The sequence below is a fragment of the Paenibacillus sp. FSL P4-0184 genome (assembly GCF_038004625.1).
Classification (GTDB): Bacteria; Bacillota; Bacilli; order Paenibacillales; family Paenibacillaceae; genus Paenibacillus_AQ.
Map to the genome: position 1 here is coordinate 892902 of NZ_JBBORN010000001.1, position 22635 is coordinate 915536.

The window sequence follows — 22635 nt, forward strand, 5'->3', positions numbered from 1 at the left end:
GAGGAGGCGATTGTGAGTTCTTCTATAGCCCTTTCTAGGTGCGCCTTGTTCCCTTACAATTTCGCTAGATGCGAATAAAAAGCCGCTAATTGATAATGTACCTCATGAGACCACGGAAGAATTTCTTCTGCGAATTGCAAGTTTTTTTCTGCCTTACTCCAGTTGCCCTCGGAAATTGCCGATTCTCCCTTGACAAGTTGCGTATATCCAACAATCATCCAAACCAAACAGCAAGAAATGATAGTTCCGAATATCGCACAAGATACAAATAACAATCGTTTTAGTTGAAACTCCTTCTGCTTATATCCCTCCATCTCCATACTGGTCAGCAGCATAATAAACAACCCGAATACGAGAGGATATGCCAGATCAATATCGAATGCCAGATGGGCACAGAATAGTAACAATGCTAGGATTACCTCAACACCTTTTCGTCCTTGACGCATTGCCACATTTAACGCAGAACCAATCATAGCGATGAACACCAATACCCCGAACACTCCGGCATCCAATGCAACCTGCAAAAATTGTTGATGTACATATTTCACATACACAGACGGGTATAAAATTGCAAAACCGCCACCGCCAATACCTGCCAGCCAATGCTCTTTCCATAACTGAAAAGCATCTGACCAATAAATACGGCGTAACTCAAACTCCGAAGCATTCCAAGTCATTTCTCGGACGCTTCCACCGCTGTTCATGATCATTCCCGCAACAATCACCAGGATTAGAACGATTAGTGCTCCACCACCTAACAGCGCTGTAGGTTTGTTCTTCCTATTTATGCATACAAAGGCGATGGCCCCCATCACAATCAGGATCAGTACCGCTCTAGAGCCCGACAATAATAATCCACATAGCTGTATTAAACACAGCACAACATACTTTTTTTGATTTGAGCGCATAAAAGCACGCCAGCCCGCTGCCATTCCCGCCGCAACAATCACAGCAAAAACATTCGCATATCCCAGCGTCGATTCCAGCCGTTCCTCCCGAAATAAACCAAAGACCAGCCCCCAAAGAGTTAATCCTGCGCCACTCCAGACCCAAGTCACCCAGATCTGATCACGCCTTTTCCCAGAGAGACTTGAGAATAATAAGGATACGGGCAAGAGCAAGGAGACCTTGATCGCTTCCAGCACAGCCTGTTCTTGATCAACAGCACTTCCTACTGCAAGCCAATATAACAGAATGAATGCAAGTAAGAAGCCATGGATCGGTAGAAGCGTAAGCTTTCTAGCATTAATAATATACAGGGCCGTTACTCCATAGAGCACAGCAGTCAACGCCAAAAAGGAACGGGTATAAAAATACCCCGCTCCAATAGATCCAGCAACGATAAAAATAAGTAAGGTGTAAAAAGGTAGCTTTTCAAGTTTATGTGTTGTCATCATAACTACTCTTGTTCGACAGGATTCACTAGAATCCCTTCTACCCTATTCACCCAAATATCTGCGTGATATACACCATAATTAACAATCCAAAGATAAACGAATACGTCGAAGGCCGTTCGTAACCATGACCATGACTCTCTGGAATAAGTTCCTTGTAGACGATGAATAGCATAGCCCCGGCGGCAAAAGCAAGACCATAGCCCACTACATTCTGTAGGTAACTCGCCGTAAAATACCCAATAACCGCAGATACCATTTCCATAAGTCCGGTAAGCGTAACGATTCCCAATGCTTTTAACTTAGTTGTTCTAGAGTTCATCAGAAAGACTGCGAGAATCAATCCTTCAGGCATATTTTGTGCACCAATCGCTATGGCCACGGTGGGACCCAGACTCGCTTGCTCACTAGCATAACTGAATCCCGTACTAAGACCTTCTGGTATATTGTGAATGAACAACGCAATCAAAACGAGCAACGCCTTGGAATCCATATTGGTATATCCGGGTTTATTCTCCACGTCGATATGCGGGATGTTCTTTTCAATTAAATCAAGCAGTAGAACTCCTGTAATCAGGCCCAAGGTTAATGCGATAATCCCCGATTCTTTAATCGCTTGCGGCATGAGTCCAAATGTAGAAGCCGATACCATTATACCTGCAGTAAAAGCAACGAGAACGTCCTTCCATTTCTCAGATAACCTCTTCACGAACAGGATCGGAAACGCTCCAAGCACCGTAGCCATTGCTGATACAAAGCTGCCAATAAGCGCAGTTTCCAAGTTTTCAACTCCTTTGGTACAAGTTCGGATAGACCAACATATGTTAACACAAAAAGTATTATTACTTCTATATAGCTTTTCCGAATAGTGCGCTAATCATAAAAAGACCCCCATAGGTTCTATTCATACCCTAAGGAGGTCTTTGTCTAACATGTAATTACGCGATTCAGTTACACTAGCTTCTTCCGAATCATGCCGGAAATCAAATCAATAATCGTAATCATCGCAATGATACCTAGCAGGATAATTCCGACACGGTCCCAATTCCGTGAACTGAGGGCGAAGATTAACGGTGTGCCAATTCCGCCTGCTCCAATCACACCCAGAATCGTAGCTGAGCGAACGTTAATTTCGAATCTGTATAAAGTGTAAGATAGAAAGCCTGGCAATACCTGCGGCAAAACAGCAAACCATAACACCTGCATGCGGCTGGCACCAGAAGAGATTAAGGCTTCGAGTGGACCGTTATCAATATTCTCAATCTCATCCGCGAACAATTTGCCGAGCATGCCGACGGAATGCAGTCCTAGTGCCAGTACACCCGCAAATGAACCCGGCCCAACAGCCTTGATGAACAGCAAAGCCATAATGATCTCAGGGAATGTCCGTATAAAGCTTAATATTAGCTTGCCGGAGCCCGAAATCGCCTTTCCCTTGCTCATGTTGACCGCAGCCCAAAAAGCAAAGGGGATACATATGAAGGTCGAGATAAAAGTCCCTAAAATTGAAATAGCTAACGTCTCAAGTAATCCTCGAAGCAGATCCTCCCCATCTGGTAAATAAACGAAGGCCCAGTCAGGTGAGAATATCCCGGCAAAAATGGCCTTAGTAATGATCCCGGCGGTTTCTTTAAATCCATTAAACGGCACTCCCGAAAAAGCCCAGATGTACACTGCCGCTAATGCTACATAAATCAGCCATCGGAAACGATTTTTACGAGGTTTGGGGACTAGGGTATTCCATGATTTACTCATATTAATTTCTCCCGCAGCTTAGTGCTTACATAATCAATAATCAAGACTACTGCTAATGTGAACAAGATGATGGTGCAAGTCTTATCGTATTCTAAAAAGCCTAATGTCACTTCATAGTAATGGCCGATTCCACCCGCGCCTACCAAACCTAAAACTGCTGCAGCACGGACATTAATCTCAAAGGCATACAACACATAAGACATGAAATGAGCCTGTACCTGCGGAATGACGCCGAACATAATTCGTTGAGTCTTATTCGCTCCGACTGAAGTCATTGCTTCCAATGGTCCCTGTTCAATCGTCTCCAACGATTCATAGGTAAGCTTGGCGATCAGCCCTAGCGAAAATACCGTCAAAGCAAATATTCCCGGAAGCGCACCGAGGCCAAAAATAGCGACAAAAATAGAAGCCAGCAGTAGATCGGGAATTGTGCGGATCAAATTCAACAGCATACGTACCGGATAATGAAGCCATCGGCTTTGCGTAATATTGCTTGCACACAGCAGGGCAATGGGAACCGCCAGAATGGCACCAAACGTTGTACCGACCAATGCCATCCGGATCGTCTCCAGCATCGCATCTATAATATTGTCAAAATACCCCCAGTTTGGAGGGAACATTTCCTTAAGCAGATCCAGCATATTTGGCAGACCGGAGATCAGCTCTCCAATGGATGAATCAGTCAAGACCGCACTTCTCCACAGTAATACTACTAATATAATAGCTGTAAAATAATGCTTTATCTTCCTTGGTGGTTTGGGATGTAACTTCTCTGCATTCACACTCATATCACATGCCTCCGCTTACAGGCTCACCTAACAACTCATCCTGATGAATCGGTCTGCCGTAAATCTCAGCAAATTTCTCATCGGTGGCCTCGGATACAGGACCATCGAAGACCACTTCTCCTGCCCGGAGCCCAATAATCCGGGTGGCATATTCTCTAGCGAGGTCGATAAAATGCAAATTCACGATGGTCGTAATCCCAAGCTCCATATTAATCTTTTTCAAATCATCCATAACCTGCTTGGTCGTCAGTGGATCCAGTGAAGCGACAGGTTCATCTGCAAGGATGATTTGCGCCTCCTGCGCAAGAACACGAGCAATAGCCACGCGCTGCTGCTGACCTCCAGATAGTTGATCTGCACGTGTGTAGGCCTTCTCAGCAATATTGACCCGATCGAGAGACTCGAAGGCTAAATCAATATCCTTCTGTGGGAATTTGCCAATTATCGTCCGTATTGTGGAATGATAGCCGACCCGCCCTGCCAATACATTACGAAGCACCGTCGTACGTTTGACTAAGTTAAAGCTTTGGAAGATCATTCCAATATTTCTACGGATCATTCGGAGCTGGCTTCCCTTTGCCTTCGTGATGGATTGCCCATTTATAAGAATATCGCCTTCTGAAATATCATGAAGCCGGTTAATGGAACGTAGCAGGGTTGACTTTCCAGCACCCGAAAGACCAACAATAGCTACAAATTCTCCAGCTGGAATAGTCAGGTTAATGTTGTTTAAGCCTTTGGTTCCGTTTAGATACGTCTTGGACACATTACGAAGCTCTATCATGAAAATCATTCCTTTTTGTGTTTTCGTATATTCGTATAAAAGAGATAGCCAGTCCGGGGGGGGGAATCCGGAGCTGGCTATCCTTAGTTCCTGTTATACACCAACATCGTTGTATCCTTGAACGGCCTGAACTACTCTGTTTTTACTTTATTGTTGTATTCACGAACAATGTCAAAGTTGCTATCTTGCGACTTCACATAGCCTTCATGCGAGTAAATATCTTTGATAATCTCATGTCCTTCTTTGTCAGCAGCGATATCAATAAACGCCTGCTGAATCTTCTCAATCCATTCCTTATTCATATCTGAACGGACCGAAATCGTGTCGTTAGGGATTTTATCAGTAAAGGCGAGAACACGAGTATCTTCAAATACTTTCGGATAATCCTTAACGACTATATTACGAGCATCCTGGAAAATAGCTGCGGCATCTACATCACCGTTCAGTACAGCAAGTACGCCTTGGTCATGTCCCTTAACCGTGATAGCTTGTACATCCTTCAACGGATCAAGTCCTGCATCCATTAGTGTTGCAGCCGGCCATACAAAACCTGCTGAGGATGTAACGTTTTGATAAGCGATTTTTTTGCCTTTCAAATCGGCAACGGATTGGATCGCAGAATCTTTCTTAACAATAATCATAGATTTATAGAAGTCAGCCAATTCATCTGTCGGAGCACCCGTTTCATCATTTACACCAAAACGTTGAGCTTGAAGAATAACTTCAGCAGCTCCTTTTTCTTTTGCCAATACGTAAGCTGTTGGAGGAAGGAAACCTAAATCTACTTTTTTGGAAGCCATAGCTTCGATAACAGTGTTGTAATCAGTAGAGACACTTACTTCTACAGGAATACCGAGTTTATCACCCAGTAATTTTTCAAGAGGTTTCGCCTTAGCTTCGAGCGTATCCGCATTTTGGGAAGGGACAAATTGTACTGTGAGCTTCTCTGGAACATAACCCTCTGCTACAGGAGCTGCCGTTTCCTTCGGTGCATTTGCTCCATCCGTCGATCCTTGGTTTGCAGTATTGGTAGTATTGTTAGCACCACAACCACTAAGCAAAGTAATAGACATCATTAGCGGCAATACGAATTTACTTATTTTTCTCAAACGAAAGACCTCCACTGTTCTCTTTTTTTTAGTACTTCTAGACTATAAATATTTTGTATTAAATCTAAGGCCTCTAACTATTAAATATATGTAAAATTTATTTTAATCTCTTAAAATTTCCAAATTATCTGATAGAATGAGGTCTGAACTTATTATCCGTAGGAGGCTACCCATGAATAAAGACAACACCTTAACCTGCGAAATCCTCATAACAAGTGATCTACATGGGCATTTAGGGCCCATTGATTACCGCACGGGTGAGAAACGACAAAAAGGCTTAGCAACCATTGCTAGCCTTATTAAACAAGAAAGATCCCATTGTCCGGAGCTAATACTTCTCGATAACGGTGATCTTATTCAAGGTACACCGCTAGCTTATTATGCAGCCACACAGTACAGTGACGAACTAAATCCAGGCATAGCTGCATTGAATGAATTGAAATATGACGCTGCAATTATTGGTAACCATGAATTTAATTTTGGTAAGCCACTGCTTAATAAAGCCATTCTGGATTCCAAATTCCCTTGGTTATCTGCTGGAATTATAGATCGCGCGACATGTAAACCTGCATTTGGTAGACCCTATATCATCAAATGGATAGACAAAAAAATCAAAGTAGCTATTCTAGGAGTTACCACACATTACATTCCCCACTGGGAGAATCCTGTCCATATAGAAGGACTTCAATTCAAGGATTCGTTAGAGACTGTAAAGCTTTGGTGTGCCACTATTAGAGAAGAAGAACAGCCCGACTTACTCGTTGTAGCTTATCATGGCGGGTTCGAGCGCGACCTCCTTAGTGGTGAACCTGTAGAGAGACTAACTGGAGAGAATCAAGCCTATGCAATGTGCACAGAGGTTGAAGGCTTAGATGTATTAATTACCGGACATCAGCATCGCTTCATAGCTAGTGAGCTAAATGGTGTGACGATCATACAGCCTGGTTGTAATGGACATTCCCTCGGTAAGATTTCAGTAGTCTTTCAAAAAGAAAACGAACGTTGGAAGATTAAGAGTAAACAAGCCGAACTCCTTGCTGTAGACGACAAGACCGCTGTAGATGATACAATTCTAGAGCTTAGCAGCACGCTTGAATCAGAAACTGAAGCCTGGTTGGATGAGAGAATAGGTACAGTTACCGGTGACCTTTCTATTTCTAGTGCAGATGAATGCCGATTGGCTGACCATCCCTTTATAGAATTCATGAATAAGGTACAAATGGAGGCTACAGGTGTAGAGATTTCGACAGCAGCTTTACTCAGCAACGATTGCAAGGGCTTCAGTAACACCATTACCCGGAGAGATATTCTTTCCAACTTCATTTATCCTAACACGCTAACTGTGCTAAGACTGACCGGACAAGATATAAGAGAGGCACTGGAACAAACCGCCAACTATTTTCAAAAGGATCTAGAGGGAAATGTAATGGTTAACCCTGCTTATGTAGAACCTAAATCGCAACATTACAATTATGATATGTGGGAAGGCATCCACTACGAGCTTCATATCAATAAACCTGTAGGCAAAAGAGTCCTCCATCTGCTGCATCGTGGACAGCCTGTAGAGGACTCTAAGGAATATGATGTTGTTATGAACAACTATAGAGCAAGCGGCGGTGGAGATTATGAGATGTATAAGGGCAAGCCGATTGTCAAAGAAGTACTGATCGACATGTCTGAAATTGTCACGAATTACATTGAAAAACGCGGCCAAATTGAAGCTACCTGTGATCACAACTGGAGAGTTGTTTAGGTCGTACTGATGAATGCCTCAATATCGGTTTCAATCAGCATTAAAGCACCTCTCCAAAAATCAATGGAGTGTACATCAATATCCATAAACTTTGCTACATCTGCAATATTATGCTTGCTGGTAGCACTAAGGAACTGACGATACCGGGCGACGAACTCCTCGCCCTTTTTTAAATATTCTGCGTAGAGTCCTTTAGCGAATAACAGTCCGAAAGAATACGGGAAGTTCATAAATTCATAACCAGCCATAAAATATCCGGCCTTGTTCATCCACATGTAAGGATGGATCGTATCAGGATCAATGCTCTCACCGTATGCTTCCACCATACAAGCGATCATCAATTCGTTCAGCTCTTGAACTGGAAGCGGACCCGAGGTTCTTCTCTCATATAATTTAAGCTCAAATAAATAACGAGCATAGAAGTCTACAAGATAATACCCGGCATCGGAAATACTTCTCTCCAATAGAAGCTGCGCTTCCTTCTTGGTCGAACTAGTGAGTAGTGCCTGATTTACGATCGTCTCGCAAAAGATCGAAGCCGTTTCGGCAATCGGTATCGGATAATCTGTGTTCAGCATCGTTTCTTTTCCCAGACAGGAGCTATGATATGCATGGCCGAGCTCATGGGCAAGAATACTAATATCTATAGCATTTCCAGTGAACTGTGTCATGATTCTGCTCTCGCCTATCGGAAAAATATCAATGCAGAGCCCATATCCACCCTTACCCGCTCTAGGTTCTGCATCAATCCATTGCTGATCAAAAGCCTTTTGAGCTAAATTGGCCAATTCCTCACTAAAGGTTCCGAAGCTAGAGACAATTCTTTTTTGTGCATCTTCGTAAGAGATTTTCACACTTTCTTCGCCAATCGGTGCAAAAATATCGTAAAAAGGCAGCTTTGTGGAATGTCCCAGCAGTTCGGCTTTCTTTTGATAATAGGTATGAAAAGCTGGCAAACTCTCCTGAAGAGCGGCGAGCATTGCCGATAAAGTTTCACTGTCCATTCGCGATGCCACTAACACCTTTTCCAGAGAAGATTGATATCCACGCATGCCATAAATCGTTAGCGCCTCACCACTTATTCCATTCATGCAAGCTGCACAAACCCCAGCAATACGACTGCAAGCTTCAGCCTCGGCTTCATAAGCCGCTTTTCTTAATGTAGCGTTATTCTCATAGGCCATACTCCTTAGTTCCGCAAGCGTTACTTTCTTAGTTTCCCCTTGTACTACCACATCTGCAAGTGTACTCGATACGCTCTCCATGTAGAGCCTTCCCCACGCTTTGGAACCCGTGCTCTGCATTCTGGCAATCGCAACTTCCACTTCCTCATTTAACACATAACGGGATTGCAGAAGAAGCTCCTTTAAATAAAATTGATGTTTCAGAAGATAAGTTGAGCTAACGATAAGCTCATCTATGTGTTCACAAGTGCTAATCCATCGTTTAAAACCCGCAACTACCCCAGCAATCTCTGAGCTCAAATGTTCAATATCATCAGCAAGATTCATGGCTTCCTCAGAACTGCTGTCTGCGCTAAGCGTTAACTCTGCATAGGCTAATAAACATACATATACGCTTTTATAATCGTTGTAGAGTCTTAGAAAGTCCTCGATCGCTGCGACGGAAACACCCTCAAGCTTTAGATTGCCCTCAGCCCAGGTTTTTAAATCTATAATAAGTTGACCGAGTAGCTCACGATCCCCTTTTAACTTCTCTGACTCAAAGGAAGGATATAAGCTATCCAGATTCCATGTCATATTCATTTGTGAACCTCTCCTCTACTTCTTTGGCCATCCCTAATTTCTTCATTATACCGTCCTTAGTGGATAAAATCTGTATACTACCTATGTTTTCGGGATGGCGCAAGAACATAAAAAAAGGACCCTACCAACGTATGGCAGGGTCAAGGTCTATATTATAAGGGGGTTATGTGATTACTATAACCCTCTTAGCTTAAAAGAATATGAATAGTAGATAAAGATTGGCTTAATCTACAGATCTCTGTCCTCTTCATCAACAAAAAAAGGACCCTGCCAACGTCCGGCAGGGTCAAGGTCTATATTTAAGGGGGTTATGTGATTACTATACCCCCCTTAGCTTAAAACGATATGAATAGTACCTAAAGATTAGCTTAATCTGAAATCATCTCTTATTGGCTTAAAGCTGAAGGGTTATTTCTGGCCTTAGTAATCTGAATCCCAATATAAACAATTAGAAACAGCACCATGAACCCAGCAGAATAACGATACATCATCCCATAATCGGATGCCGCCGAGATTGCCCCAAGAATAATGGCCCCACTGGCTACCCCTAAATCTGTTGAGTTATAAAACATACTGTTCGCCATGCCATACTGTGCAGGTGTAGATGTCCGAAGCATCCAAGCCTGTATAGTTGGCTGAATAGCTCCAAAGCCGAGTCCATAGAGCAATGCGGATATAATGAGCATGGGCATGGATGTTGTATACGAGAGCACCGTTAAGCTCGCGACGACACAAACCGCTGCGGGAATCAGAACAGCAGCGGGTCCTCTTTTATCAAATAGTCTGCCGGAAATAGGTCTAATAATGATGATCGTAATCGCGTTAAATAAGAAGAACAAACCCACTTGCTCTAAATGTACCGCTTCGCCGAACAAAGCGATAAAGCTAAGTAATCCACCATAAGTGATCGCGAGTAAGACATTCAGTATTGCAGGCAATACTAACTTTGTATTAAAAGGAACCTTGAGTGGTTTGGATGGTGTAATGGATTGCTCGATAGGCTGTTTTTTCGGTACAGCTGGAAGCGAACGTGAGAACAATAGGACTGGAAAGGCAAGAAGCAAGGTGAATGTTCCGATCATCGCCAGTGTTCCGAACCCCGATTGCTTCATTACGTTCAAACCAATCATAGGACCAATGGACATTGCAAGACTGGTTGATAAGCCGAAATAGCCGATCCCTTCGCCCATTCTTTTGCTAGGAATAATCTGTGAAACAATCGTGGGAATAATCGTACTGGCTATCCCAAACCCAATGCCATAGCCTACCCGCATCAGCAATAGTGACCCGATTGAGTCTGCTACCACATAAAGACCGGTTATGGCGGCCGCGATGGCTAAACCAATATATAGTAGTACATTGCGGCTAACCCTCCGCATCAGAAAAGCAGTCATAAAACGTGAAGCAATCGCAGTTAGCGCAAATACACTTGTAACCAAGCTGACCATAATATCACCGGCTTGAAATTCACTTTTAACATAAGACGGAAATGAAGATAGCAGCATCTGTAAATTCATAAATAAAAATAAAGCACTAAACGTTAAAGCAATAAAAGACTTGGTCCATAGTTTCGTACGTAGTTCTTGTTGTTCTGGCATAACTTATGTTCCTACTCTCATCATTTATTTGATCAATATGATTGTTTATTCTTAGCAGCAACCCCATGAGCAGCTCATATTCATCACTGGAAATACAGTTCATAATCTCATCTGTGACTTGATCCTCAATAGGAAAGGTCTCCTTAATCAGAGCTCTTCCTTTTTCCGTAATATAAACCTTAAAAGAACGCCGATCATTCTCCCCGGTTCTTTTATAGACCAGTCCTTTTCCCTCCAAGTGATCCAGAATTCGCGTCGTAGTTGGTTTATCCTTACCCGAACGCTTCGCGATATCCTTCTGAATCAGCCCTTCCGTTCTGTCGACTTGAAAAAGAACTGACCATTGCTCAGGTGTTATATCATATTCCTTTAGCCCATTTTGGAATAACGCGCTTAATTTACGATAGGTCGTTCCCATCATAAATCCTAACGTAAGTTCGGATTGGTTATGCTTTGTCGTCATGATCAGACCTCTTCTCATTTCATCTTCTTTTTAATAGTTGCTTAAACAATTATATTCTAGACAACTAATTTTGTAAAGGTGAGACAAAATTATAAACTAACTATTATTAAGTTGCTTGACAAAGTAAACTAAACACGGTATTATTATCTCATGTTAAAGATACTTAACTTAAAGACAACTAGAGCGTAACACGCTTAATATTATTTATTTAAAGGTTGTGTAATTCATGGGATTTCTAGACAAACTATTTGGTAGAACAAAAATCGAGGAGGAACAAACAATGTCTAAATTAAACATCGGAATCATTCTGGGAAGTACTCGTCAAGGTCGTTTAAGCCCACAAGTAGGGGAATGGGTTAAAAAAGTAGCAGATGCACGTGGAGATGCTAATTATGAGATCGTAGATATCGCGGACTTCAAACTTCCACTAATGGGAGAAGTTGATGCCACTGAACAAGCAACCGCTTGGAATACAAAGCTTGCTACGTTAGACGGTTTCGTATTTATCGTTCAAGAATACAACCACAGTATTTCCGCATCACTGAAAAATGCACTCGATTACGCGCGTGAAGCTTGGAACAACAAAGCAGCGGGTATCGTGAGTTATGGTTCTGTAGGTGGCGCTCGTGCAGCTGAGCATTTACGTGGAATTTTGGGAGAACTGTCTGTAGCAGACGTTCGTGTACATCCAGCCCTGTCCCTGTTCACTGATTTCGAGAACGGTTCTGTGTTCAAACCAGCGGACCTGCACCTTACCAATGTAAACGGCATGCTTGATCAAGTATTGGCTTGGAGCGGTGCGCTCAAGACGCTTCGTTAAGATCACCCGCTTTAATATTATGAAATACACCTCTTAGAATAGACTTTGATAAACCTATGGTTTGTCCGGTCGATTCTAAGGGGTGTATTTTTTGTGTGTGATGAAATGACCACCTTAGAACAAGGAGCAATGATCATATGGTTTGTGCTTGCATTATTAACAGCTCTCTCTTGGGGAGGGTGAGTGTTTGGGGTGAAGCGCCCGGGCCATCGCATCCATATAGTGCTGAACGGCGCGCTGACTCACTTCCGCTTCTGGAACGAATATTTCGAAAAGGTGAAAGCATCCGGGATATAGGTGAAATTCGACATCTACACCTGCTTGCGTAAGTCGTGTTACATATTCGATCGTCTCATCTCGGAAAAGATCAAGCTGACCTACACAAGTATAGGTTGGTGGCAGTCCTGCTAAGTTCTCCGCACTCGTTGGTACCGCATAGGAAGATATCCTGCTGGCATCGTTCTCCTCGCCCAGGTACATGTTCCAAGCCGTTAAGTTGTCCGTCCGGTTCCAGATTGCACCTTCTTCCGTAATCTCATGGCTTGATGGCGTAATGTTACGATTGTCGAGCATCGGATACAACGGCATCTGAAAGATAATGGAGGGTCCGCCTTTATCTCGTGCCATCAGCGCAAGTGCTGCTGTCAGCCCGCCGCCACCGCTTGCACCAGCAATTGCAACCCGATTCTCATCAATGCCAAGCGATTCCGCCTCTTCTGTCATCCATACCAAGCCAGCATAACAATCTTCGATTGCAGCTGGATAGGGGTGCTCGGGTGCCAGCCTATAATCAACCGACACGACAACACATCTCGCCGTCTGAACAAAGCGTTCACACAACTCGTCGTCCATATCAGGATGTCCTAACACGTATCCGCCCCCGTGAATCCACAGCATAGCTGGAAGCTTGTCAGCATTTCGCCCAGCAGGTTCATAAATTTTTACCAGCATCTCCCCTGCAACACCCGGAATTTTTCGACTGGTTGTGTTTACATGCTCTGACCTCTTCACTGGCGGAGCCGACACTAAACTTCTGCTCCACTCTAAATTCTCTTCCAATTGAAACCCTGGAAATTGTGAATATGCCTCTCTTAATTCTGGTAGTATACGTTTATCCATACTCATGAAAATCCTCCAATACAATAATGATTGCTTGTATAATCCTTATTCCGTCTCGGCTTCCCACTTGGCAATTTCCTCTCGTACTCGAGGAGCAACCTCCGTTCCGAGCAGTTCTATAGCCCGCAACACCTGCTCATGCGGCATCGTGCTTAGCGGAACATACATCATAAAGCGTGTTATACCTACATGCTTCCGCAGATGAATGATCTTCTGGGCAACTGTTTCCGAATCACCAACGTACAATGCGCCTTCAAAGCTTCGGGCGGCATCATAGCTGGAACGGTCGTAATAAGACCATCCTCGCTCTTTACCGAGCTTGTTCATGCCGTACTGGGTAGATGGAAAAAAGATATCTGCTGCCCGTTCCGTATCTTCTGCGACGAATCCAATCGAATGAGATCCCACCTGAAGCTGTGATACATCATGTCCAGCGCGGGCCGCTGCCTTCTTGTACAGCTCTACAAGCGGAGCAAAATTCATTGGATTCCCGCCAATGATCGCCAACATCAATGGCAGACCCAAAAGTCCTGCACGCACGGCAGAGCTTTGCGTACCTCCGCTGCCAATCCATATAGGTAAAGAGTTTTGGACGGGCCGCGGGTACACGCCCAAATTATGAATGGCTGGCCGATGGCCTCCCTTCCATGTTACTTTCTCGGAATCCCGTATTTTCATAAGCAGTTCGATATTTTCATTGAATAGCTCCTCATAGTCATGTAAGCCATAACCAAACAACGGAAAGGATTCAACGAATGAACCCCTGCCCGCTATAATCTCGGCACGTCCATTGGAGATGCCGTCAAGCATAGCGAAATCCTGAAACACACGTACAGGATCAGCAGATGAAAGGACCGTCACAGCACTAGCCAGGCGAATCCGTTTAGTCAAGGACGCAGCAGCGGACAATACGATTGCTGGCGAAGAAGCTGCATAATCTTCACGATGATGCTCACCTATGCCAAAAACATCAAGTCCCACCCGATCCGCAAGTACGATTTCTTCGACCACTTCTCGTAATCGCTGTGCGTGACTCATTACAATTCCAGTCTCAATATCCGGCTTTGTTTCTACGAACGAAGTAACACCTATTTCCATGGTTTATCACACCTCTTTTAATTTTTCTCATGCACTACAACCAACAGAGATTTGGGGCAATCCTATTTTTTTAAGAAGAATGCTCTAGACAACGGATTAAAGCTGTCCAATCCATCTCACCATAACCACGGCTTATTCCTTCAGATAAATGATGATGGATAAGTTGGCCCAAAGGTAGAGGAGCTTGGACGGACTGCGCTGCCTCTATAGCCAGTGCAACATCCTTCAGCCCTAGCTTCATTTTAAAACCAGCTGGTTCAAACCGCTGTTCTGTCATTATCGCCCCATAGTTCTGATATAAGGGAGATTGAAAAAGAGCATTCACCACATCCATAAAACGGGCTGGCTCTATGCCATACTTTTCTACCATCAGCTGCGTTTCTGATAAAGCTTCCAGCATAGAAGCAATTAAAAAGTTTACGCCTATTTTCACAACATTTCCTTCTTCGCTATAATCCCCAATCTCGAATATTTCCTGACCTAATTGTTCTAAAACAGGAATTAACTGTTGTCTGGCTTGCTCCGGACCTGCCAAAATGATGCGCAATTTAGCTGCTTTAGCGGCATCCGGACGCCCTAGCACTGTGGCAGACACAAAGTACTGCTTTCTCTCCGCATGCGCCGCGGACAATTTCCGAGCCAGATCTACACTGATCGTACTGGCAGATATGTGAATTCCTTTTTCTGATAATCCATTCAAAATTCCATTTGGGCCCTCAACAATCTCCTCCAAAGCGGCATCGTCAGAAAGCATGGTTATGACCATATCGCTCTTTTGTGCGGCCTCCAATGGTGTCTCGGCATAATGCGCTCCCTGATCTATTAGGGGTTGCGCTTTTTCACGAGTACGATTAAAAATGATTAATTCATTACCAGCTTTCAACAAATTTTGGGCCATTGGAAAGCCCATTTTCCCAAGCCCGATAAATGATATTTTCATAAGTCTCTTCTCCGCATTAAGGATGATTTACAATAACGGAACGATCGTTCCAGAATAACCAAAAAAATTTATATTCCTGCAATTACAAAGCTTATCATCTCTTTGGCACGTTGCTGATCTTGATCTGCTTTTGCCATAATATTTATGCTTTGATGTAAATTCAGCAATAAATAAGACCACGCTTTGACATCAGTGGTTTTATCAAGTTCGCCTGATTGTCGGCCTTTTTCCAAAAGCTCACAAAAAGCCTGTTCTAAATTCAAAAAACTAGTCTTTATCAATTCATTTATTTTTTCATCCCGCGACTCTAGTGTTGTAGCTGCATTCGTTACAAAACACCCGCCGGGTAAGCTCGTATCGTACGCTGAAGTAATATGTTGCTCAAAAAATTGTTGAATCCCTGCTCTAACGCTTGACGCCTGTTCAAGAATGACCTGTCTATTGAAGCTAACCTTTTTGTAATGTTCCAGTGCGGCAATGTACAACGTTTGCTTGTCAGAAAAAGTATCGTAAAGACTAGATCGGCTAATGCCCATAACCTGCAGCAAGTCCGGTATGCTTGTTGCCTCATAACCCTTTTTCCAAAACAACAGCATCGCTTGATGTAGTGCTTGATCCTCGTTAAACTCTCTTGTCCTTGCCATGAGTAACACCTCCCGTAATGGCAATATAACATATCTGGAACGATCAGTCCAGATAAACTTCGAGAGAAAACCTAACGTTTTGCTTTGCATAGCTGATGAACTCTAATTTGCACACAAAAAGGCCTGTTCGGTAGGCTTCATCGCTTACGAACAGGTCTTAGTTTATTATTCCGGTCTCTCAATTTCAAAAATCTCACCAATCGTAGCGTAATTAGCTCCCGCTAAACGACTTACTGCATTTAAGGCTCTAGGGTCAATCCGCCCCTCCTGATAAATCGATTCATCGATATGAAACTGAACAATTTCGCCGATGAATAAATCACTCCCAGGTTCTTCTGCTCCTAGAGGTATCGCTTGTACAAGCTTACATTCCATTCGAACCTTTGCTTCCAATACACCAGGTACAGCTATATTTTTACTTGGGACCGGTGTAAGATTGGCAAGTTCAATTTCACTTTCTGCTCTTGGCAATGAAGCAGCGGTTTGATTGATTTTTCCAACATTCTCATCATCTACAATATGCACAACAAACTGATGATTGTTATAGATATTACGGGCTGTATCTTTTAATCGCCCCGCTGGTCTTTGAATAGACAGTGAAACCATCGGAGGATTAGACGAGACGATATTAAAATAGCTAAACGGCGCACCATTCAAAATGCCATCTTCTGATTGAGTAGTGACAAAAGCAATGGGCCTAGGAATTACAGTACCAATTAATAATTTATAGTTATCGCGCTCACTATTTTGCTTCGGATCAATCGAAATCAATCTCCCCAGCTCCTTCTTCACTCTTTCACGAAATCGATCGTGCTTCTAACGGTATCAATAGGGCGTACTAACTTCTCAATTTGCTCACGTTTAGGTTCCAAGAATGGTGGCAATGAAAGCTTTTCTCCAACCGTTTCGTATTCCTCGTCTCCCATAAATCCAGGTCCATCTGTCGCAAGCTCAAACAGGATTTGTGGAGCAACACGTGTATACAGCGACTCGAAGAAATGACGATCCACATAACCTGAAGTACGGAATCCAAAGTCTTCAAAATGCTTAGTCCACTCATCAAGCATCGCACGGTCTTCTACTCGGAAAGCCGCATGGTGAACCGTACCAAAGCCTTGACGCGAATTCGGTAAGTCCTCGTTATGCTCAACAATAATTTGCGCCCCGTTTCCGCCTTCGCCGACTTCAAACAAATGATAAGCATCTTCCTGACCGATTTCTTTAAACAGCATGACTCTTTCCAACATTTCTTTAAAATAGCTGAAGTCAGCTATGCGTACAAAGATCGGTCCCAAACCAGTGATCGCAAACTCTAAAGGAATCGGTCCTTTTTGCCATGGTGTACCTGATGCGACCCCTTCATTAAATTCATCAGAGATAAGTTGATATTGTTGATCATCAAAATCTACGAAGGATAAAGTCTTTTTGCCGAATTGCTCTTTAATTCCATTATGCTTCACATTAAGGCGATCAAAACGCTTTACCCAGTAGTCTAATGAAGCATCTGTTGGTACCCGGAAGGATGTCTTGGCGATCTCATTGGTTCCGTGTACGCCTTTAGGAATGTTAGGAAAGTCAAAGAACGTCATATCCGTTCCGGCACTGCCCTTATCATCTGCAAAAAACAAGTGATACGTTTGGATATCGTCTTGATTGACGGTTTTCTTCACTAGACGCATTCCCAATACGTAAGTGAAGAACTCGTAGTTTTTCTCTGCGCTGCTTGTGATAGCTGTTACGTGGTGAATCCCTTTTAAATTTCTCATGATTATACACTCCTATAGTTTAGTTTGATTTTGTAATATAATTCCCTAGATCAAGAAAGATTAATTGAATTATCTTAATGTTAAGATATCAGCGAAAAATTTTTGTTCGATATATGAACGTTATACTATTACTGCCTTCACGCTTATATCTTTACGTTAAATATCTTTAACTTAAGATAAATTTAACACAACTTCGCTATTTATGTCAACCAAACAGACCAAAATAAATCCCTCCACAATTCAATCCTGGAGGGATGATCCGTTTGAAGTCTATTTTGTCTCTCTCTAATTCTGCTATTTATTTACCAAATTATAAATCGCTTGAGCGGCTTCCGCACGTGTGGAAATGCCTTTTGGTTCAAATATCCCGTCGGAGCGTCCTGTAATCAACAGTAAGCTTCCTGCCCCCTTTACATATTGTTCAGCCCACGGCGAAACTTTAGAATCATCCTTGAATGAGAAGTCAGGGTTTATCGCTGTCTTACCGTTTATGATTTCGTATGCCCGCATCAACATCGTAACCATTTCTTCACGTGTAATTTGAGCGTTTGGAGCAAAAATCGTGTCACTCTTTCCTGTCACAATACCTGCTTGGACGGCGATAGAAATGGATTCGGTATACCAATCGTTCAACATCACATCAGCAAAACTGATTTTCAATTCGCTTGTTTGCTTATGTTTAAATGCTCGAACCAGCATTGTCGTAAATTCAGCACGGGTTACCTTACGTTCTGGCTCAAACACTTTTTCGTTCGTTCCACTTAAGATCTGCTTCGACGCCAATTCTTGAATGACATTAGCAGCCCAATGACTAGCCGGCACATCAGTGAATGTCTTCGTTACTTCTAGAACAGCATATTTACTGAGATGGTTAATCTGCGCAACCCATTCGCCATCCATATATTCCCCACCAATATAATCGAGTACTCCACTATCGGAGATATAGTAGATACCCACCAATTTGGAATTTTGATATGGATCCTCTTTTAAGCGAATAGTGATTGGTTTATTGAATGTAGTAACGCGAGTTTCCTCCCCGTCTTTCATGATCGACAAGCTAATATTAAACACTTCACCTAACAACTTAACGCGTTGGGAATAATCCCCATTAACTAGGAGTTTATCAGCCTCGGCTTCAGGCAATGGGTTGATCGTAAATTTGATACTGCTGTCCTTCAGGTTATCGTTAGAAATACTGTTGACCAATTGTTGAACCCATTCGCTCGAAAGATCTAGCGTTAATCTATTGGTCTGGATCGTTAACTGATTTTGACCGAGTAGCTGAGCTGTATTAGCAGGTATTACAATATACTTTTGATCATCGGTAGCTGAAATCGTTACCTTTCCGTTTGCTGCTAATTTCGCAAGATCTTCACTCCTCACAACTAGCGTATCAGGTCGAGTGGTCTCCGGTTTAGGATTGCTTGGACCTGGATCTTCAGGAGTACTAGTGGTCTTGGCTGGCACAATAACTACTATGCTTGTTGTACTTGCTTTGGTATCATCGGACGCTCTCGTAACTTCCAATACAAGATCTACGACCGTCTCTTCGCTAGGTGGCACGATTGTCCCGTCAAGTGCAATTACATTAGTCGAACTTGATGTCTTAATTGCAATAGTATACCCTGCCGGTACAACTGGCAGCGTTAATTTCGTAGCATCTTTTGCTGGTGCCGCGATCGTTGTAAGGGTCGCTGCGATTTCAGCCGCTGTCGGCGAAACTTCAGCTTTACGCGGTATGAGTTGAGCGTCAGCCCAATCAGCATGGTCGCTGTTCGTTGGATTATTCACTGGCGTGCCTGCATCATTCACAAATAACGTGAGCTCATATATACCTGTTACATCCACTTCTATAGGAATGCCTGGTGCAGGGCCGTTTATGGTATCGAAAGTTGGACTTTTATAAAGTGATAATCCATCCCCTAAAACTTCAAACCACATCGTGCTTGGTGAGCCTTTGGTGTTCTTCACATCGTCTATACCAATAACAGCCTTAAATGTCCCATAGGCACCGCCTATGTTATATACAATGGTTGAAGTGGCGTGAGTTCCGATTCCTTTTTCAAAAGTTTCTCCATTAATTTTAATTGGTGTTTTGTTGTTGTTAATCGCTCGATCCTTAAGCGGTGGATGACCTGCCCAGCCACTTGTTGCGCTTACCCAGTCCAAGTCAGAAATATACACAGATTTAGTGGCTGTTTCAGGGAGTGAGTCCATGATGATATATACAAAAGATACGATCTCGCTGTTCGTATACCCATCCTTTACAGCAATAGCCTTTAACGAAGTCGATCTGGATAGATCGATTGCACCTGTATACAGGGTACTCTCCTTCGTAGGCATATCGCCGTTTGTTGTATAGTATATTGAAGCGCCTTCCGTTCCAGATTCAAGGCTAACCTGGATACCCTTATCGTAACGTCCTGATGCCTTGCTTGCTGTAGGGATAGTAGTCTTTGGCAAAACAATTGCATAGTTAAAAGTCTCTACCGGACTATCTACCCAGTCCTTCTTATAAGCTATCGTTTTTATTGTAGTTGTTTCTAAAATCTTAATAGGCCCATTATATTTCAAGCTGCTTTTAGTCGGAGTCTTACCATCAGTCGTGTAATAAATGTCTGAATCTGCAGTGGTTGTGCTTAACTCAAGCGAAAATGGTGCACTATACGTGCCAGGCTCCACATTAGAAGTTGGCTTTTCAACAGTCAATGCATCAATAGTATAGTTATAAGAAATCACATCGCTGTCCAAAATCGTTTCGCTAGCTGCAAACAACTTTAATTCAGTAGTTTTTTGAATGATAAACGGACCCGTATAGAGGTTTGAGTCTCTTGTCGGTCTTGTTCCATCCAATGTGTAATAGATTTTCGCATCAGTTGTAGCAGTCTCTAAAGCAACGGTAATTGTTGTAAGATAAATACCTGTTTGTTTATCACTAGAAGGAGCTACTGTCTTCTCATCCACTGTGCCGGATGCAACTGCCTCTGCAATCACTGTTGAGCCTACTTCAACCGTTGTCGTAACATAGCTTACTTTAACGCCATTTACTGTTTTATGCAGAGCCTTCTGGTCAACTCCATCAAGATTAATCGTTGGATATTCGCCATAAAAACGCGCTTCCCATGTGATGGGGAGTTCTCCTGAAGTATTCTGGAGCTCCGTTTTGGTATTGCCAGCATGAGCTACACTAATTTCGTTGTCTCCAAGCTTGAGGGCATTCACCTTTACGTCTGGAACTTCTCTGGACAACCTTGGAGCAGTCACAATAACATGCTGCGGCGCGTTAGGTTCAACCCCCATCAGCCCTTCAATGATGTTGCCGATAATCGTGTAAGAAATCTCCGGATATTCTCCATTTGTCAACGTACCCGAGTTATATAACTCATGTCTATTCTCCCTCGTTTCCATGAGGAATTTCAACCATTTCCAACCTTCATCTACTCTATTATATGGATAGAACGTATCTGGCAAATAGGAATATGCTTCAATATTCGCAGGCGAATTTGGCTTGTCCAGCTTGGCTTTGGAGTTCTTATCTGCATAAATCAATCCATTACCAATTTCACTCGAAATATAATCCAGGTATTGACTATTTCTTTGGCCTGGGTCGGTGATAAGTTTCATGGGCATGAACCAGCTGTTCTCTTTGCCGAAATCGTTGTATTTTGTTACCCCGTCAATATTCAACGCTCTAGCATAGTTTCCTATTGTGTCACCGTCCTTGACGCTCCATTCCTTGTTAAAATAATCTTTCAATTCTTTCGCTTTGCTAAAGAAAGTAGTAGCTTCAGCATTCAAACCTTTTGCCAGTAACATATTTGCATACGCTAGTGTTGCTTGATATTGCGATCCTATTGCATCCCCAGCTTCGATAATAGGTTCGTCACTTCTTTCGTTATAGCTTACTGCTCCTGAGAAAATACCTCCGCCAGTACCTTCAGCAACGCCATTGCCGTTTGAATCATGTGCCTTAATAAAATCAGTCATAACCTTCGTATAGAAATCCCACATATATGGATCATTAATATACTCGTCATTTCCTGTCCAAAGGTATTGCTTGTATGCTTTTTCGACTAACTCAAACTGGGCCGGTACCTCCCGTACGAAGTTGTTATCGTTCTTCCAGTCAATCGTATAATTAGAGCCATCAAAGTTAAACGCCCAAAGGGTGTACCACTTTCTGGCCTCGGTCATCCCTTTGGCAAATGTATGAAACATACTAAAGTTCTCTTGATCAAGTCCAATCATATGCGCCCCTGCAGACTGGTGAACAAAGTCTCTACTATAAAACGCAGTACGATGCTTATATCCCGCCCAATAAGATGGGATATAGGTAAAAGGGCCTGCTTGACCGCCACCATTATTCACGTTATTCGGTCCGGATTTACCCGTTTGTACAAACCCAAGCGCCTGGCCAACTGCCCATGTGAAGGTATCCTCCAACAGCCTATTTGAAGATTGCAGCGTTATGGGCTTGACCTCGTCTGATAGGGTATACACGGCTTTAGCTACAGTATTTGGATGGTCTATCACATCTTCATAGACCGTTTCAGCTACCGTGCTCGGGTTTACGATCAAATTCCTGGATTGCGCATGGACCTTTGTGACAGGCCAAAATCCTGCAGGAAACAACGATCCGATCATGCAGAACAACAAAATCACACTTACCATCCTTTTATTCATTTTAGACATGTAATTTCTCCTTTTATATATTTGATAACGCTTACAACGAAATATTATCATGGTCATAATTTGATTTATATGTATCAGTTCTACTGTCGAAGCGTTCATTTCTCCTGTCTACCTCTCCACCCAGACAAAAAATAGAGCTATCTTTA

General features: G+C 42.9%; 18 protein-coding genes. 2 read left to right on the forward strand and 16 right to left on the reverse strand.

From position 1 onward, the window contains the following. Positions 1-53: 53 nt before the first annotated feature. From MKY52_RS03855 to MKY52_RS03880, 6 genes are all read right to left on the reverse strand, one after another. Positions 54-1397: an O-antigen ligase family protein gene (locus tag MKY52_RS03855; RefSeq protein ID WP_341049939.1), complete on the reverse strand. Its 1344-nt coding sequence runs from the start codon at positions 1395-1397 to the stop codon at positions 54-56. A gap of 46 nt (positions 1398-1443) precedes the next feature. Beyond that, positions 1444-2175, reverse strand: a complete 732-nt coding sequence (locus MKY52_RS03860) for a ZIP family metal transporter (protein ID WP_076299193.1) — start codon at positions 2173-2175, stop codon at positions 1444-1446. A gap of 170 nt (positions 2176-2345) precedes the next feature. After that, entirely contained in the window at positions 2346-3149 is an 804-nt protein-coding gene (gene phnE, locus MKY52_RS03865) for a phosphonate ABC transporter, permease protein PhnE (RefSeq protein WP_341049941.1), read from the reverse strand. Continuing rightward, positions 3146-3937 (reverse strand): phosphonate ABC transporter, permease protein PhnE, encoded by a 792-nt coding sequence (gene phnE / locus MKY52_RS03870; protein WP_042185358.1) that lies wholly within the window; start codon positions 3935-3937, stop codon positions 3146-3148. The genes phnE (MKY52_RS03865) and phnE (MKY52_RS03870) overlap by 4 nt, the downstream gene beginning before the upstream one ends. A 1-nt stretch (position 3938) precedes the next feature. Next, entirely contained in the window at positions 3939-4721 is a 783-nt protein-coding gene (phnC, locus tag MKY52_RS03875) for a phosphonate ABC transporter ATP-binding protein (RefSeq protein WP_149646544.1), read from the reverse strand. Between the two features lie 131 nt (positions 4722-4852). Further along, on the reverse strand, positions 4853-5830 hold the full coding sequence (locus MKY52_RS03880; RefSeq protein ID WP_076283973.1) for a phosphate/phosphite/phosphonate ABC transporter substrate-binding protein: 978 nt from the start codon (positions 5828-5830) through the stop codon (positions 4853-4855). 172 nt (positions 5831-6002) lie between these two features. Here MKY52_RS03880 and MKY52_RS03885 point away from each other — a divergent pair, with 172 nt between their 5' ends. Continuing rightward, entirely contained in the window at positions 6003-7583 is a 1581-nt protein-coding gene (locus MKY52_RS03885) for a bifunctional metallophosphatase/5'-nucleotidase (RefSeq protein WP_341049944.1), read from the forward strand. Here MKY52_RS03885 and MKY52_RS03890 read toward each other — a convergent pair. The 3 genes from MKY52_RS03890 to MKY52_RS03900 all read right to left on the reverse strand — a co-directional run bounded on the left by MKY52_RS03890 (position 7580) and on the right by MKY52_RS03900 (position 11410). Beyond that, a complete protein-coding gene (locus tag MKY52_RS03890; RefSeq protein ID WP_341049947.1) occupies positions 7580-9349 on the reverse strand; it encodes a M3 family oligoendopeptidase in 1770 nt (589 codons plus the stop codon). The genes MKY52_RS03885 and MKY52_RS03890 overlap by 4 nt on opposite strands. Before the next feature lie 386 nt (positions 9350-9735). After that, positions 9736-10947 carry an MFS transporter gene (locus MKY52_RS03895; RefSeq protein ID WP_341049950.1) on the reverse strand — a complete coding sequence of 404 codons (1212 nt, stop codon included), beginning with the start codon at positions 10945-10947 and terminating at the stop codon, positions 9736-9738. Further along, on the reverse strand, positions 10883-11410 hold the full coding sequence (locus tag MKY52_RS03900; RefSeq protein ID WP_341049952.1) for a MarR family winged helix-turn-helix transcriptional regulator: 528 nt from the start codon (positions 11408-11410) through the stop codon (positions 10883-10885). The genes MKY52_RS03895 and MKY52_RS03900 overlap by 65 nt, the downstream gene beginning before the upstream one ends. A gap of 280 nt (positions 11411-11690) precedes the next feature. On the opposite strand from MKY52_RS03900, the gene MKY52_RS03905 reads away from it, so the two are divergent. Then, positions 11691-12230: an NADPH-dependent FMN reductase gene (locus MKY52_RS03905; protein ID WP_042124617.1), complete on the forward strand. Its 540-nt coding sequence runs from the start codon at positions 11691-11693 to the stop codon at positions 12228-12230. Positions 12231-12386: 156 nt separating this feature from the next. On the opposite strand, the gene MKY52_RS03910 is transcribed toward MKY52_RS03905, so the two are convergent. The 7 genes from MKY52_RS03910 to MKY52_RS03940 form a co-directional block, all read right to left on the reverse strand. After that, positions 12387-13355, reverse strand: coding sequence for an alpha/beta hydrolase (locus MKY52_RS03910; RefSeq protein WP_341049955.1), 969 nt, complete (start codon positions 13353-13355; stop codon positions 12387-12389). A gap of 39 nt (positions 13356-13394) precedes the next feature. After that, entirely contained in the window at positions 13395-14447 is a 1053-nt protein-coding gene (locus tag MKY52_RS03915) for an LLM class flavin-dependent oxidoreductase (protein WP_341049957.1), read from the reverse strand. 70 nt (positions 14448-14517) lie between these two features. Next, on the reverse strand, positions 14518-15387 hold the full coding sequence (locus MKY52_RS03920; protein ID WP_341049960.1) for an NAD(P)-dependent oxidoreductase: 870 nt from the start codon (positions 15385-15387) through the stop codon (positions 14518-14520). A 68-nt stretch (positions 15388-15455) separates the two neighbouring features. Next, complete coding sequence (locus MKY52_RS03925) at positions 15456-16031, reverse strand: TetR/AcrR family transcriptional regulator (protein WP_339245446.1); 576 nt, start codon at positions 16029-16031, stop codon at positions 15456-15458. A gap of 165 nt (positions 16032-16196) precedes the next feature. Further along, positions 16197-16802: a flavin reductase family protein gene (locus MKY52_RS03930; RefSeq protein ID WP_341049961.1), complete on the reverse strand. Its 606-nt coding sequence runs from the start codon at positions 16800-16802 to the stop codon at positions 16197-16199. Between the two features lie 17 nt (positions 16803-16819). Continuing rightward, positions 16820-17797 (reverse strand): ring-cleaving dioxygenase, encoded by a 978-nt coding sequence (locus MKY52_RS03935; RefSeq protein ID WP_341049962.1) that lies wholly within the window; start codon positions 17795-17797, stop codon positions 16820-16822. A gap of 294 nt (positions 17798-18091) precedes the next feature. Further along, positions 18092-22489: a chitobiase/beta-hexosaminidase C-terminal domain-containing protein gene (locus MKY52_RS03940; RefSeq protein WP_341049963.1), complete on the reverse strand. Its 4398-nt coding sequence runs from the start codon at positions 22487-22489 to the stop codon at positions 18092-18094. Positions 22490-22635 lie beyond the last annotated feature (146 nt).